Below are 14,837 nucleotides of genomic sequence, written 5' to 3'. Positions count from 1 at the left end.
GATCAGCATGGCCATGACCTACGACCTCATCCTGACAGGCGGCACGGTCGTCAATCACGACGGCCAGGGCGCACGGGACATCGGCATCACCAAAGGACGCATCGCCGCTATCGGCGACCTAAGCCAGGCATCGGCCGGCGACACGATCGATTGTCGGGGTCTGCACATTCTGCCGGGCGTCGTCGACAGCCAGGTGCATTTCCGCGAACCGGGGCTCGAGCACAAGGAAGACCTGGAAACAGGCTCGCGCGCGGCCGTGCTTGGTGGCGTCACCGCCGTGTTCGAGATGCCCAACACCAATCCGTTGACCACCAGCGAAGCAGCGCTCGCCGACAAGGTGCGGCGCGCCACCGGCCGCATGCATTGCGACTTCGCTTTCTGGGTCGGCGGTACGCGCGAGAATGCGAGGGACGTCGGTGAGTTGGAGCGTCTGCCGAGTGCCGCCGGCATCAAGGTGTTCATGGGCTCGTCGACCGGCGACCTTCTGGTCGAGGACGATGAGGGCGTCGCCTCCATCTTGCGCAACACACGCCGTCGCGCCGCCTTCCATTCCGAAGACGAGTTCCGACTGCGCGAGCGGCTTGGCGAGCGGATCGAGGGCGATCCGTCTTCGCATCCCGTGTGGCGCGACGAGATCGCGGCGCTCCGCTGCACCGAGCGGCTGGTCCGCATCGCGCGGCAGGTCCGCGCCCGCATTCATGTGCTGCACATCTCGACGGCCGAGGAAATACTGTTCCTCGAGCAGCAAAAGGATGTCGCGACCTGCGAGGCGACCCCGCATCACCTGACGTTGAGCGCCGACGACTATGCGCGTCTGGGCACGTTGATGCAGATGAACCCGCCGGTGCGTGCGGCCCGCCATCGCGACGGTGTATGGCATGGGATTTCGCAAGGCGTCGTCGATGTGCTTGGCTCTGACCATGCCCCCCACACACCGGCCGAGAAGGCAAAGTCCTATCCCGCGTCGCCGTCGGGCATGACGGGCGTGCAGACGCTGGTGCCGATCATGCTTGATCATGTGAATGCAGGCCGGTTGACGCTGGAGCGTTTCGTGGATCTTTCCAGCCATGGTCCGCAGCGCATCTTCGGCATGGCCAGGAAAGGCCGCATCGCGGCCGGCTACGATGCCGATTTCACCATCGTTGACCTCAAGCGTCGCGAAACCATCACCAACGCCCAGGCTGGCTCGAAAGCCGGCTGGACGCCTTACGACGGCAAGCAGGTGACCGGGTGGCCGGTCGGCACGATCGTGCGCGGCCAGCGCGTGATGTGGGAAGGCGAGATTGTCACCGCGGGACAGGGCAGGGCGGTAGAGTTCTCGGAGGCATTGCCTGTCGGGTGACCGTTACAGAGGGCCGAGTTTTCCCCTAGCTTTCGGCAGGCGATCAGGTGCCGATCCCGAGAAACCGCCCTCAATCTCCCGCTACGAAGAACGTCCACTGTCCCGCGGGCGTGATGCCGACACGATAGAAGATGTAAGCACCGAACTGCTTCATGTCGTCATAGTCGCCTGAGGTGACGATCTTGAACAACTCGACACGCTGCTTGGGGTCGAGCTTGTCGAGCGGCAAGGCAAAGAAGTACGGCCAGACATAGAGCTCCTGCTGCGTGCCGGCGTCGAGATGGACAAAGCCGGCGTCGAGCACCTCTTCCAGGATCGCCAGGATTTCCTGGCCATCCGCGTCGCCTGAAAGGCCTTTCAGGAAATTGACCGGGTCGCCGTCGATATCGGTCAACGACAATTGCGTGATGGAATCGCCCGTGCCGATCAGCGGCCGAAGTTTTTCGATGTCACCGCTCTTGCATGCCTCGACGATGAGGTCGTGCATGCGCTTGACGGGCTCGGGCAGCTTGTTGAGGTCGTATACAACCTCAGGCAGGGGGGCATTGGGGTCGACGCGTGGCGAGGCCATGCCACCGTCCTTCTTCGGCCGTGCCGGCTCGGCCTCGTCGGGGGATTTGGGTTGGCTGGGCGAAGGCGGCGTACCGATCGGATCCGGCGCCGGCACGGCGCTGCCGGGCGGCGACATGTCATCGTTAGCGGATGGAATGACCGGTGAGGGGAGTTCCTCGCGCTGTATCTCGCTCAAAGCGAATGCGGGCCTGCTCGCAAGAACCAGCGTCATGGGAGCGGCGACGCAAGAAGCTGCCAGCCAGATGCTGAGGACCAAGCCGCTTGGCTTGCCTGACATCGAAAAATCCACTGCCCGCTTCTCCATGCTCCGGGCAAGATGCCCAAACGGTGCGTTGTCGCCAAGGAACCCGCGGGTTCAGTGCCGCCACCGTTCAGGTTCGAAGGCCCCAGCGATCACCTTTTCCCGCATGCGATCAAGCAGGGCAAGTGCCGACGTCTCGCCATTGGCGCGCAACATTTCGCCGAATGCGGTCTCGAGTGCCGCCTCGGCGATGATTTCAGGCTCGATTCCGGCCGAAAGTCCTTCCGCCCAGGCTTCGCTGTGGCTTTCCACGGCGGTCAGGCGTTTCTCTTCCCTGACCAGCGCGTCGATGTCGTTGACGCCATGTTCCATCTGCGATGTCCACCCTTTCAAGCGGCGATCCGCCAGTCGCGAATCTGACTTGAGTTGTCTCTCTAGCGGGACGGCCTATCTAAGCCCTTGTAAATACGTCATTTCTTTGATCGCCTTTCAGATTACTCAAAGCACTCTGCAAAATGACGTTCGATCCACGGCAAACTTAGCCGATTAGATCGGCCAACGGGACGGAAACCTTCAGTTTGAGTTAATTTCACATCCGCGCGCTAACGTTTCGTTAACGTAGTTGCAGAACTGCAACAGCAGAGTGCATCATGGCGCCGCCACACACAAGAAGGGCATGGCCTGTTCTAACAGGAATTGGTCAGCCGGCTGTCAGTTGCCGTAGCGCGAGGCTATATCGCGCGACAGGGTTTCGCCTTCCTTCATATAGCGGCTGATGGCTTCCGTGGCGGAGGCTGTGCATTGTGTGTAGGTGCCGCCGAAGGAACGGTAGCCGCGATTGAAGCTGGCGATGAAACGGGCGCGCCGCTCCGGATCGGGATTTTCCGAATCGAGCAGCTTTTGCATTTCGCCGCGCCACTGGTCACCTTTTTCGCCACACAGATTGCGCAGGAAATGCAACGAGCCGAGAACCTCGGCCAGGCGCATCAGTCCGGGCTCGAATGGTGCCTCGGCGCTCAAGGCCGGCCTCGCCGTGACAGCCAGGCTGACAGCGACAAATACAGCGAGAAGCAGCGGAGCGCGGTTCATAAGTCTTTGTGACCAAGCAATTTGTCTCCTGCAAGGCGGTTTTTGGGGCCAAGCAGTTGGTCGGCGACGTCAAGGACCGACCCGGCGAGTGGCAGCACCGACATCTCAGCCAGCGTGTAGAAGGCCGCTGTCTCCGCATCGTCGCTGGCCACGGCCTCGCCGCCAGCATAGGCGGCGCCGAACACCGTCAGCCGGTAGTCGACCGGATGGTCGTCGCTTCTGCCGTCGATGTGGATTTCGCGTAGCGGCCGGTAGCCGTCGGCGCGGAGTCCGGTTTCCTCCAGCAGTTCGCGTGCCGCAGCCTGCTCCAGGGTTTCGCCGGCCTCGACCTTGCCGCCAGGAAAGGCGTAGAGCCCCTGCGATGGCTGCCGTGCCCGCTTGACCAGCAACACGGTGTCGTCGCGCACGACGGCGACCGAGACTGCAGGCAATGTCTTTCTGACGTCGTCCATGTGTTCCCATCGGCTCGATTGAACGCGGCCTTGTGGATTGGCCTTCTGAAAGCAGCTTTAGCGGTTGCGCACCCCCGGTTCCATCGCCACTTTCGCATCGTATCAATTCAAGGGTTCCAGTTTATGTGCGGACGTTTTGCCTTGACCGCCACGCCGGAACAGACGGCGGACTTTCTGGGCGTGGCGGGACTTGACGAATTTCCGGCGCGCTACAACATCGCGCCGACGCAGCCTATCCTGATGGCACTCGCCGGGGTCCCGCAAGCTCAAGGTTCGAACCTGCCGAATCGCCAGTCGATCCTGGTGCGCTGGGGCCTGATCCCAACCTGGGTCAAGGATACAAGGGAATTTCCGCTGCTGATCAATGCGCGTTCGGAAGGAGCCGCGGAGAAGGCCTCTTTCCGCGCCGCCATGCGTCACCGCCGTGCGCTGGTGCCGGCCTCCGGATTTTACGAATGGCAACAGGCTGGCGGCAAGAAGGGGCAGCCCTATTGGATCCGGCCGAAGCATGGCGGGCTCGTCGCCTTCGCCGGGCTGATCGAAACCTATGCTGAACCCGGTGGATCGGAAATGGATACGGGCGCCATCCTGACTGTCGGCGCCAATGCAGGCATAGCCCATATCCATGACCGCATGCCGGTGGTGATACATCCGCGGGATTTCACGCGCTGGCTGGACTGCCGCACGCTCGAACCGCGCGACGTCGCTGATCTGTTGCAACCAGCGCGACCCGATTTCTTCGAGGCGATTCCGGTTTCCGACCTTGTCAACAAGGTCGTCAACACTGGTCCGCGGATTCAGGAGAGGGGCATTGTCGGGCCATTGATCGAAAAGGCCAAGCGCCAGAAATCCGGCGCTGACGACAGTCAGATGACTTTGTTTTGAACCACGTTTCCGGGGCGTGAAGGGACGTCTTCCCGAAAGATAATGCCTGGATAAAACGGCGCTTCCAAGCGCGTTTTTTGCCGGCCGTCAGCGCCGGCTCCGCAACATCAGGCGGTGCGGGGAGATATGACTTTCTGCCCCGGCTTTTTCGTCTTCGCGGTGTGCAGAAGAGCCGCGACGATCGCTGCCGGACCGATAGCCCTATAATGGTTGGCGAGTGCCGGTTGCTTGGCGCGGTTGGGGTCTTGCTTGGTTCGAGGCATGGTTCTCTTCCCTGGTAACATTTTCGTGTCTACGTCTGATGGCCGAATCCGACCAAATCGTGACGCGTTGTCGTCTATTCGGCGAATGTTTCATGACTGTGCCGACATGTTTAATAAAATGTTTCAGCGCAAGTTAACCGGTGAGCCAACGACACTTTTGCCGAAAGTAGCGACTTGACGGCAACACCGGCCAAGGCGATAAAGCCGCCCATGAAAACGTCTTTCGCCATTTGTGGCATCTGCATTATTGGCTAGCCTCGCGCTGGTCCGGACGTTTTCGCCTCATCTTTCCCCAGATTGGACAAACGCCCCGGCCAGCAGGCTGGAATCCGATTTGCGTTTCGGCGCAAGGCTGGTTCCGGCACCACCAAACTGATTAACCGGAAAAGGCACGAATGTCCGACGCATCGAATGGCCTGCGCCTCTACAACACGCTGACGCGGTCGAAACAGGATTTCGTTCCGATCGATCCGGAAAATGTGCGCATGTATGTCTGCGGCCCGACGGTCTATGACTTCGCCCATATCGGCAATGCAAGGCCGGTGATCGTCTTCGACGTGCTGTTCCGTTTGCTGCGCCATATCTATGGCGAAACGCATGTCACGTATGTGCGTAACATCACAGACGTCGACGACAAGATTAACGCGCGCGCTCTGCGCGATTTCGGCCGCGAGATCGCATCGGGAAAGCTGTCGCTGAACGAGGCGATTCGACAGGTCACCGAGAAGACCGCGGATCAATTCCACAAGGATGTGGCCACACTCGGCTGCCTGGAGCCGACGGTCGAGCCGCGCGCAACGGAATTCGTCGAGCCTCGTGCTGATGGCAAAGCCGACATGATTACCTTGATTCGAAGCCTGATCGAACGCGGCCATGCCTATGTTGCGGCAGGCGAAGTCCTGTTCGACACCGCATCGATGCCGGACTACGGCCAACTGTCGAAGCGCAATCTGGATGAGCAGCAGGCCGGCGCCCGCGTCGCTGTCGACGCGCACAAGAAATCGCCAGGGGATTTCGTACTGTGGAAGCTGTCGTCGCCGGAGGAACCCGGCTGGAATTCGCCATGGGGCAGGGGCCGTCCAGGCTGGCATATCGAATGCTCGGCAATGTCGGCCGCCTATCTCGGCGAGGTCTTCGACATCCATGGCGGGGGCCTCGATCTGATCTTTCCCCACCATGAGAACGAGATCGCACAGTCGCGTTGCGCTCACGGCACCGACGTGATGGCCAATATCTGGATGCACAATGGCTTTCTGCAGGTCGAGGGACAGAAAATGTCCAAGAGCCTCGGCAATTTCTACTCGATCAACGAGTTGCTGGAGACGGAGACCTTTGGCGGTCGCACATGGCCGGGCGACGTTCTGCGGCTGGCGATGCTGATGACGCATTATCGCGAGCCGATCGACTTTTCCGTGCGCAAGCTGGAAGAGGCGGAGAACACGCTGCGCAAATGGAAGCGGGCGGCGGATCTTGCACTCGCACCGGCAAGCCAGTTGCCTGTGGACGTGGTGGACGCCCTGTCGGACGACCTCGCAACCTATGCGGCGTTCCAGGTGCTGACTCAACTCGCTGGCGAGGCGGCCGACGGCAATGATGCCGCCGCTTCGCTAAAGGCGTCCCTTTTGTTCCTCGGTTTCGATGTCGCATCGGCGGCTGTCGATAAGGCCGGCGTCGCTGCGGCGATCGCCGAGCGCCTCGCCCTCATTGCGGCCAAGAACTGGGCCGGAGCCGATCGCATCCGCGATGAACTGCTGGCGCAAGGCATACAGTTGAAGGATGGTAAGGACCCCGCTACCGGCGAACGCATAACCACCTGGGAGGTAAGAAGATGATCGACCATCTCGGCATCACCGTTTCCGATTTCGATGCGTCGAAGGCGTTCTACGACAAGGCGATGGCGCCGCTGGGTGCTTCGCTTCTTTACATGGTGCCGCGGGAATATACCGGCGGGGCCGAGGTTGGCGGCTATGGTCGCGACCGCCCGGTGTTCTGGCTGCATGGCGGCAAGGACAAGCCAAAGGACCACCAGCACGTCGCCTTTACCGCGCGCAATCGCGCCGAGGTCGACGCCTTCCACGCGGCGGCGCTTGCCGCCGGCGGCAAGGACAATGGCGGGCCGGGCCTGCGCCCGCATTATCACGCGAACTACTATGGCGCCTTTGTCTTCGATCCCGACGGCAACAATGTCGAGGCTGTCTGCCATGCCCCGGAGTGATGATCGATGAGCCTCGACAATCGGCCGATCTACACGGGCGGCTGCCAATGCGGCGCGGTGCGTTTTCGGATCGAGGGCGCGCTCGGCGATGCCTCCATCTGCCATTGCCGCATGTGCCAGAAGGCGAGCGGCAATTTCTATCTTCCGCTGGTGTCGGTGCATGGCGCCAGGCTCGACTGGACGCGCGGCGAACCCAAGCGCTACCGTTCATCCAGCGCTGCATGGCGCGGCTTCTGCGCCGAGTGCGGAACGCCGCTGACTTTCGAGGCGCCCGACGGAATGGCGCTTGCAATCGCGACCTTTGATGATCCGGCCGAAATCGCGCCGGCCATCCAATGGGGCACGGAAGCGAAACTTCCCTATATGGACACGATTGCTCAATTGCCGGGAGAGGACACGATGGCCGACATGTCGTCGGCTCCCTATCTCGCCGATCTCGTTTCCTACCAGCATCCCGACCACGATACAGACCAATGGCCGCCAGAGGAAAGATCATGACCGAAACCGTTCGAACCGGCGGTTGCCAATGCGGCGCCGTGCGTTTTCGCATCCACGGGGCGCTTGGACGCCCGTCCATCTGCCATTGCCGCATGTGCCAGAAACAGTTCGGTTCGTTCTTTGGCGCCTTGGTGACGGTGCCCAGGGACGGCGTCGAATGGACCCATGAAGAGCCGAGCTATTTCCAGTCGTCGATCAACATCGATCGCGGCTTCTGTGCCCGCTGCGGCACGCCGCTGACCTACAGACAGCCTGGTGGATTGGAGATCGCCATCGGTGCCTTCGACGACCGTTCCGATCTGGCACCGCAAATCCAGGTCAACTATGCCGTCCGGCTGCCTTGGGTGGAAAAGATCTTCGATGCGCCCGCTCACCAGGACCCTGATTATTACGCCCGGCAGGAATCGGTCATTTCCTTCCAGCATCCCGACCACGAAACGGCGGAATGGCCGACCAAAGGTTTGCAACTATGAGCAGTGAATTGCGTACCCTGTATCCCGAGATCGAGGCGTTTGATTCCGGCATGCTCGATGTCGGAGATGGCCACCAGGTCTACTGGGAGCGGTCAGGCACCAAAGGCGCCAAGCCGGCGGTATTCCTGCATGGCGGCCCAGGCGGCACCATCTCGCCAAAACACCGCCGGCTGTTCGATCCGAAGCTCTACGATGTCATCCTGTTCGATCAGCGCGGCTGCGGGAAATCGACCCCCAACGCCTCGATCGAGGCCAACACCACCTGGCATCTCGTTGCTGACATCGAACGATTGCGCGACATGGCCGGCTTCGACAAGTGGCTGGTGTTCGGCGGATCCTGGGGCTCGACGCTGGCGCTGGCCTATGCCGAGACTCACCCTGAACGCGTCAGCGAACTGGTGGTGCGCGGCATCTACACGCTGACGCGCCCGGAGCTCGAATGGTATTACCAGTTCGGCGTGTCGGAGATGTTTCCGGACAAATGGGAGCGCTTCCTGGCGCCGATCCCTGAGGCCGAGCGCGGCGACATGATGGCAGCCTACCGCAAGCGGCTGGTTGGCAACGACCGCAAGGCACAGATTGAGGCGGCCCGCGCCTGGAGCCTGTGGGAGGGCGAGACGATCACGCTGCTGCCAGAGCCCGAGACCAGCGGCCCGTTCGGCCAGGACGACTACGCCGTTGCGTTCGCCCGTATCGAGAACCATTATTTCGTCCATGCCGGCTGGCTTGAAGAGGGGCAGCTGCTTCGCGACGCACACAAGCTCAAGGACATCCCCGGCACCATCGTCCATGGCCGCTACGATATGCCATGTCCGGCGCGTTATGCCTGGGCACTGCACAAGGCCTGGCCGAAAGCCGATTTCCATCTGGTCGAGGGCGCCGGCCATGCCTATTCAGAGCCGGGAATTCTCGACCAGCTGATCCGCGCGACGGACAAATTCGCGGGCAAATGACGATGAGCCGCGAACGCCTCTATCTCTTCGACACGACTTTGCGCGATGGTCAGCAGACGCCGGGCATCGACTTTTCCGTCGAGGACAAGATCGCCATCGCGAAACTGCTTGACGAATTCGGCCTCGATTATGTCGAGGGCGGCTATCCCGGCGCCAATCCGACCGACAGCGCGTTCTTTGCCAAAAATCGAACCGCGCGCGCCAAGTTCGTCGCCTTCGGCATGACCAAGCGGGCGGGGGTGTCCGCGTCCAACGACCCCGGCCTCGCGGCGCTCATCCAGTCGCAATCGGACGCCATCTGCTTTGTCGCCAAGAGCTGGGATTACCATGTCCGCGTGGCACTTGGCTGCACAAATGAGGAGAATCTCGAAGCGATCAAGACTTCGGTTGAAGCGGCGCTTGCCGCCGGCAAGGAGGCGATGGTCGACTGCGAGCATTTCTTCGACGGCTTCAAGGCCAACCCCGATTATGCGCTGGCCTGTGCCAGGACGGCCTATGAAGCTGGTGCTCGCTGGGTGGTGCTGTGCGATACCAATGGCGGCACGCAGCCGTCGGAAATCCGTGCCATCGTTCAGAAGGCCGTTGCCGCGGGCATCCCGGGTACCAATGTCGGCATCCACGCGCATGACGACACCGGTCAGGCCGTGGCCAATTCGCTGGCGGCGGTCGAGGCCGGGGTGCGCCAGATTCAGGGTACGCTGAACGGTATCGGCGAGCGCTGCGGCAATGCCAATCTGATCACGCTGATCCCGACGTTGGCGCTGAAGCCGGCTTTTTCCGATCGCTTCGAAACCGGCATCTCGGCCGAGGCCCTGACCGGCGTATCTCGTCTTTCGCGGGCATTCGACGAGTTGTTGAACCGCGCGCCGGAAGCTCAGGCGCCGTATGTCGGCGCTTCCGCCTTCGCCACCAAAGCCGGCATCCACGCGTCTGCGCTGGCCAAGGAGCCGGCGACCTACGAACATGTGCCGCCGGAAGCCGTCGGCAACCGTCGCCGTGTCATGGTTTCCGATCAGGGCGGTAAGGCCAATTTTCTTGCCGAGCTCAAGCGGCGCGGCATCGAGGTGCCCAGGGATGATCACCGGCTCGATGCGTTGATTGCCGTGGTCAAGGAACGCGAAGCCGAAGGCTACGCCTATGAGGGGGCGGATGCCAGCTTCGAACTGTTGGCGCGCAAGATGCTGCACGGCCTGCCGGAATTCTTCCACGTCACATCGTTCCGCTGCATGATCGAGCGCCGCTTCGATGCCAATGGCCAGCTCAAGACAGTGTCGGAAGCGGTGGTCAAGGTGCTGGTCGAGGGCGAGGAGAAGATGTCGGTGGCCGAAGGCCACGGCCCGGTCAACGCGCTCGACATCGCGCTGCGCAAGGATCTCGGCAAATACCAGAACGAGATCGCCGACCTCGAACTCGCGGACTTCAAGGTGCGTATCCTCAATGGGGGCACGGAGGCCATCACGCGGGTGCTGATCGAATCGCATGACGGCACGGGTGCGCGCTGGTGGACGGTCGGCGTTTCGGAGAACATCATCGACGCATCGTTCCAGGCGCTGATGGATTCCATTATTTACAAGCTGATGAAGAACCGCGAAATGGCCGGGCTCGTTGCAGCGGAATAGTCTTGAACCATCAGCTGGAGCCTATTGATCCATCAGAATTTTGCGATGGTCTTGTAAAGGTGTCTGGGCCATAGCGTTGGCCCATGGCGACTGAAGCAATCACCCTGGACACGGATTCGAAGGCGAGGCGCGGCTTTATGCTGGCGCTGGGCGCTTATCTGCTTTGGGGTCTCTTGCCCTTCTACATGAAGGCGGTCGCTCATCTGCCGCTGGCTGAGGTTATCGCCAACCGCGTCGTCTGGTCGGTGCCCATCGCGGCGGCTGTTCTGATCTGGGCTGGCCGCACGGCTGATTTCAAGGCGGCGCTGCGTTCACCGCGCACCATCTCGATGGCGGCGCTGACGGCGGGATTGATATCGATCAACTGGGGCATCTATGTCTGGGCGATCTCGGTCGATCGCACGGTCGAGACGGCGCTCGGCTACTACATCAACCCGCTGGTCAGCGTTGTCGTTGGCGCGGTGGTGCTTGGTGAGCGGCTTGGCCGGCTGCAGATCGCGGCAGTGGCGCTGGCGGCGATAGCGGTCGCGGTTCTCACGGTCGAGGCAGGAAAGCTGCCTTGGGTGTCGCTGGCGCTGGCTTTCTCCTTCGCGGCCTACGGCTTCTTCCGCAAGACACTGCCGATCGGTCCGAGTCAGGGATTCCTGCTCGAGGTGATGCTGCTATCGGTGCCCGCTCTGGGCTACATTGCCTACTTGATCGCGACGGGCCAGGATCACATCGTATCGGGAAATGGCATTGATACCGCATTGCTGATCGGTTGCGGCCCCGTTACCTCGGTGCCTCTTTTGCTGTTCGCATTCGGCGCCAAGCTGCTGCGCCTGTCCACCATAGGCATCATGCAGTATATCGCGCCGACCATGGTCTTCCTGATCGCGGTGCTGGTCTTCGATGAGCCTTTCGGCGGCGTCGACGCTGCGGCCTTTGGACTTATCTGGGTGGCGCTTGCGATCTATTCCTGGTCGATGTTTCGCGGTCGCGAGACACGGCCGGCCGCGCCCGCGATACGGTAGGATTTCAGATGTACGTGCTGCATATCGCCAACAAGAATTATTCCTCCTGGTCGCTTCGGCCCTGGGTGTTGATGAGCATGCTCGACATCCCGTTCGAGGAGCGGCTGACGCCGTTTCCAAGCGGTCCAAGCTGGGATCTCTACCGTCCCTTTTCGCCCAATGGCCGGGTGCCTTGCCTTGTCGATGACGGCTGGGCGGTCTGGGATTCGCTGGCTATCGTCGAGTATCTGGCCGAGCGTCATCACGGCGTCTGGCCGGTTGAAGCCAAAGCCCGTGCCTGGGCGCGCTCGGCCGCGGCTGAAATGCATTCGAGCTTCACCGCGTTGCGCAATGATTGCGCGATGAGTTGCGGCGTGCGCGTGCAACCATTGCCGATGTCCGACGCGCTGAAGCATGATCTCTTTCGCCTGAGCGATCTCTGGAATGATGGCCTTGCACGCTTTGGCGGACCGTTCCTGGCCGGCAATGCCTTCACCGCCGTCGATGCCTTCTTCGCGCCCGTGGCGTTTCGGGCTCGGTCGTATGGACTGTCTTTCGAGGGCGCCGCGGCTGACTATCCCAAGCGATTGCTCGACCTGCCCGCGATGCGCGGGTGGTATGCCGCCGCCCTAGCCGAGACATGGCGCGAGCCGGGCCATGAGGCCGAAGTCCGTGCCGCCGGTACCATCATCGAGGACCTTCGCGCGGTTTGAAGGCGTTACATCCGCCCGAGTCGCCTGACGAACATATAGACGACCCCGGCGATCAGCAGCGATACCGCTGATACCACCCAGAAACCCATCGGTGTGTCGACGAGTGGCAGGCCACCGACATTCATGCCGAACAGGCCGGAAATGATGGTCATCGGCAGCAGCACCGCCGTCATGACAGAGAGCACGTAAAGCAACTGGTTCGACTGCATGGTCAGCTTGGCCATCAGTTCGTCCTGCAACAGCCTTGTGCGCGCCTGCAACTGCTCGCCATCGTTATAGAGCGTGAGCGCCCGGTGCGAGAGCCTTGCCGCCATGTCATTGATGGGGTCAGGCAGTTCGTCGCTATGCGAATGGTCGAGATGGCGAAAGAGGTTGGTGAGCGTCGCCATCTGCCGATGGATCACAACCAGTTGCCGGCGCGCCTCGACCAGTGCTTGCCGCTCATTGTGCCATGCATCGCGCACGACACGGTCCTCGATGCCGTCGAGCGTGTCGCCGAGCTTGCCGAGTTCGGCCGCCATGCCGTCGAGCGACTGGCCCATCACCGCCTCGATCAGTTCGGCCGGAGAACGGAATTTCCGCGATCCGTTCTCGACTGCCTTGCGCACCGCGTCGACCGACTCCAGCGGCTGCTTGCGGGCGCCGATCAGCATCGTGTCGTTTAAGGCGAAGCGGAAATGGACGAGCCCGCGCGCCTCTGAGAAATCGTGCCTGAGATCCGGCAGATCACCAAAGAGCCAGTCATCCTCGTAGTCGATATGGCAGCCATGGCTGGGGGCAAGAAAGGCCTCGCGCACCGGGGCCGGCAAAACCCTTTCGGCACCGATCTCCTGGCGTGCGTGCAGATCGGTGATCTGATAGCTGCGCCACGTCCAGCGCGCCTGCGACGGATCCTGGGTGCGCACGCCCTCCGGGGTGAAATGGTAGATAAAGAACAGCCCATGCTCGTCGGGCAGATAGGGTGAAAGGTCAGTGCCTTCCTGATTGAGAGCGATGTTCACGGTCGCTTCTCCAGCTACTGATCACGGCGCCGAACTCAAGGCGGATCGACGGCGACTTCCTAGCACGACCCAGCCCGCTTTCGTGTGACGGTTTGTTGACACTTGCTGGCTGGCGGCTCGTTCGCCGCCGGCCATCGCATCGCTTCGGGATGATGCTGTGACGTCAGCGCTTCGGCCCAAACCCCGGATAGGGGTTGAGCGGCACGACGGCGGCGATGTCCATCATGCCGGCCTTGACCAACGGCAATGTAGCCAGATGGCCGCGCACGTCGGCGTCACTGCCTGCTTCGAACATCATGCCGCTGCCGGGAATGTCACCACGATTCCATACCTGGCGCACCGCGCCTTCGGCGTAGAGCGTGCGGCGCTGCTCGGCCTCGCCGGGCAGCAGCGGCGCGAAATCGGCGTCGGTGAACTTTTGTGTGTTGCGGGTGAGAAGGGCAAAGAACTGCATGACGGTCTCCTATGCTTGCGATGGCCCAACTATCGCCGTCGCTAGTCAGACTGTCCAAGACTGATTAGGCTATAGTTCAGACCTAATGGGACTTGAGGCCAGAGAAAAAATGTTCGATCTGCGTCAGATTCGGTATTTCGTCGCTGTGGCGGAAACCGGCAACGTCGGCCGTGCCGCCGAGCTGCTGCATATCTCGCAATCGCCGCTCAGCCGGCAGATTATTCAGCTTGAGGAACAACTGGGCGTCCCTTTGTTCGAGCGGGCAAAGCAGCGGGTTCATCTCAACGCCGAAGGCAGCGCCTTTCTCGCCCAGGCGCGGGCGTTGCTGGCTAACGCAAGGCAGTTGGAGGATTTCGGCCGCAATCTTGCCACTGGCGCGGTCGGGCGCCTCGCCATCGGCTATGTAGAGGGCGCTGTTCACGCCGGTCTCGTCGCCGGCATGCTGCGCCAGTTTCGTCGCGACCGGCCCGACTTCCATCTTCGGTTGATGAACCAGCGTTCGGCCGCGCAATTGCAGGGGCTGCGCCAGCGCACGCTCGATCTGGGGCTGATCTACTCACCACCGGTCGTCGACGATCCCGATATTGACTGCACCCTCGTCAGGCGCGAGCCGCTGGTGCTGGCGATGCCGGAAAGCGACCCGCTTGCCGATGTCGGCGACATCCAGCCGCATCACCTCGATCGCCGCACATGGATCACCGTGGTGCGCCAGCCGGATGACACCAACCGCGGCCAGTTCCTGGCCGCGTGCGCCAAAGCCGGCTTCCAGCCCGACATAGCCTACGAGACCGCTGACCCGCTGACGTCGCTGGGCCTGGTCAGCGCCGGGCTTGGTTTGGCAACGGTGCAGGCCAGCTTGCGAGATGCCGCCCCGTCCCGGATCGAGTTTCGCGAATTGCCATGGTTCGAACGCACGGTCTCGATCCACCTCGCATGGCGGCGTCATGACCGGCGCGCTGTTATCGCTGCGTTGCGGCAGGCTGCAAAGGGGGCAGTAGGGCAGTAGGGCAGTAGGGCAGTAGGGCAGTAGGGCAGTAGGGCAGTAGGGCAGTAGGGCGAGCATCTCCCGAGCGC

17 protein-coding genes are annotated in these 14,837 nt (G+C 61.9%); 11 read left to right on the top strand and 6 right to left on the bottom strand.

Annotated elements, in window-relative coordinates; translation table 11 throughout:
- Positions 1-7: 7 nt before the first annotated feature.
- Complete coding sequence (locus ACO07C_RS08635) at positions 8-1,342, top strand: dihydroorotase (RefSeq protein ID WP_421913756.1); 1,335 nt, start codon at positions 8-10, stop codon at positions 1,340-1,342.
- Positions 1,343-1,412: 70 nt separating this feature from the next.
- Here ACO07C_RS08635 and ACO07C_RS08630 read toward each other — a convergent pair whose 3' ends face one another.
- The 4 genes from ACO07C_RS08630 to ACO07C_RS08615 form a co-directional block, all read right to left on the bottom strand.
- On the bottom strand, positions 1,413-2,192 hold the full coding sequence (locus ACO07C_RS08630; RefSeq protein ID WP_421913755.1) for a hypothetical protein: 780 nt from the start codon (positions 2,190-2,192) through the stop codon (positions 1,413-1,415).
- A gap of 78 nt (positions 2,193-2,270) precedes the next feature.
- Positions 2,271-2,528 carry a hypothetical protein gene (locus tag ACO07C_RS08625; RefSeq protein ID WP_227349533.1) on the bottom strand — a complete coding sequence of 86 codons (258 nt, stop codon included), beginning with the start codon at positions 2,526-2,528 and terminating at the stop codon, positions 2,271-2,273.
- Between the two features lie 339 nt (positions 2,529-2,867).
- The gene (locus ACO07C_RS08620) at positions 2,868-3,245 is read right to left on the bottom strand and encodes a TIGR02301 family protein (protein WP_421913754.1); all 378 of its coding nucleotides are present in this window, start codon (positions 3,243-3,245) and stop codon (positions 2,868-2,870) included.
- Positions 3,242-3,697, bottom strand: a complete 456-nt coding sequence (locus tag ACO07C_RS08615; protein WP_421913753.1) for an NUDIX hydrolase — start codon at positions 3,695-3,697, stop codon at positions 3,242-3,244. Before ACO07C_RS08615 ends, ACO07C_RS08620 begins: the two co-directional genes overlap by 4 nt.
- Before the next feature lie 123 nt (positions 3,698-3,820).
- On the opposite strand from ACO07C_RS08615, the gene ACO07C_RS08610 reads away from it, so the two are divergent.
- The 9 genes from ACO07C_RS08610 (at position 3,821) to ACO07C_RS08570 (ending at position 12,308) form a co-directional block, all read left to right on the top strand.
- The gene (locus tag ACO07C_RS08610) at positions 3,821-4,582 is read left to right on the top strand and encodes an SOS response-associated peptidase (protein WP_421913752.1); all 762 of its coding nucleotides are present in this window, start codon (positions 3,821-3,823) and stop codon (positions 4,580-4,582) included.
- Positions 4,583-5,240: 658 nt separating this feature from the next.
- Entirely contained in the window at positions 5,241-6,677 is a 1,437-nt protein-coding gene (gene cysS / locus ACO07C_RS08605; protein ID WP_421913751.1) for a cysteine--tRNA ligase, read from the top strand.
- Positions 6,674-7,060, top strand: a complete 387-nt coding sequence (locus ACO07C_RS08600) for a VOC family protein (protein WP_421913750.1) — start codon at positions 6,674-6,676, stop codon at positions 7,058-7,060. Before cysS ends, ACO07C_RS08600 begins: the two co-directional genes overlap by 4 nt.
- Before the next feature lie 6 nt (positions 7,061-7,066).
- Entirely contained in the window at positions 7,067-7,558 is a 492-nt protein-coding gene (locus tag ACO07C_RS08595; RefSeq protein ID WP_421913749.1) for a GFA family protein, read from the top strand.
- Positions 7,555-8,031 carry a GFA family protein gene (locus ACO07C_RS08590; RefSeq protein WP_421913748.1) on the top strand — a complete coding sequence of 159 codons (477 nt, stop codon included), beginning with the start codon at positions 7,555-7,557 and terminating at the stop codon, positions 8,029-8,031. The genes ACO07C_RS08595 and ACO07C_RS08590 overlap by 4 nt, the downstream gene beginning before the upstream one ends.
- Entirely contained in the window at positions 8,028-8,984 is a 957-nt protein-coding gene (gene pip, locus ACO07C_RS08585) for a prolyl aminopeptidase (protein ID WP_421913747.1), read from the top strand. Before ACO07C_RS08590 ends, pip begins: the two co-directional genes overlap by 4 nt.
- On the top strand, positions 8,981-10,603 hold the full coding sequence (gene cimA, locus ACO07C_RS08580; protein ID WP_421913746.1) for a citramalate synthase: 1,623 nt from the start codon (positions 8,981-8,983) through the stop codon (positions 10,601-10,603). Before pip ends, cimA begins: the two co-directional genes overlap by 4 nt.
- Before the next feature lie 83 nt (positions 10,604-10,686).
- Positions 10,687-11,616, top strand: a complete 930-nt coding sequence (gene rarD / locus ACO07C_RS08575) for an EamA family transporter RarD (protein ID WP_421913745.1) — start codon at positions 10,687-10,689, stop codon at positions 11,614-11,616.
- An 8-nt stretch (positions 11,617-11,624) separates the two neighbouring features.
- Positions 11,625-12,308, top strand: a complete 684-nt coding sequence (locus ACO07C_RS08570) for a glutathione S-transferase (protein WP_421913744.1) — start codon at positions 11,625-11,627, stop codon at positions 12,306-12,308.
- Between the two features lie 5 nt (positions 12,309-12,313).
- Here ACO07C_RS08570 and ACO07C_RS08565 read toward each other — a convergent pair whose 3' ends face one another.
- Both ACO07C_RS08565 and ACO07C_RS08560 read right to left on the bottom strand, forming a co-directional pair.
- Positions 12,314-13,309: a transporter gene (locus ACO07C_RS08565; protein ID WP_421913743.1), complete on the bottom strand. Its 996-nt coding sequence runs from the start codon at positions 13,307-13,309 to the stop codon at positions 12,314-12,316.
- A 163-nt stretch (positions 13,310-13,472) separates the two neighbouring features.
- Positions 13,473-13,763, bottom strand: coding sequence for a muconolactone Delta-isomerase family protein (locus tag ACO07C_RS08560; protein WP_421913742.1), 291 nt, complete (start codon positions 13,761-13,763; stop codon positions 13,473-13,475).
- A gap of 109 nt (positions 13,764-13,872) precedes the next feature.
- Between ACO07C_RS08560 and ACO07C_RS08555 the strand changes: the two genes are divergently transcribed.
- A complete protein-coding gene (locus ACO07C_RS08555; protein ID WP_421913741.1) occupies positions 13,873-14,769 on the top strand; it encodes a LysR family transcriptional regulator in 897 nt (298 codons plus the stop codon).
- Positions 14,770-14,837 lie beyond the last annotated feature (68 nt).

It is taken from the genome of Mesorhizobium sp., assembly GCF_965229135.1.
Lineage (GTDB): Bacteria > Pseudomonadota > Alphaproteobacteria > Rhizobiales > Rhizobiaceae > Mesorhizobium.
The sequence above is the reverse complement of the archived record's forward strand: the minus strand, read 5'-3'. Positions and strand labels throughout refer to the sequence as shown.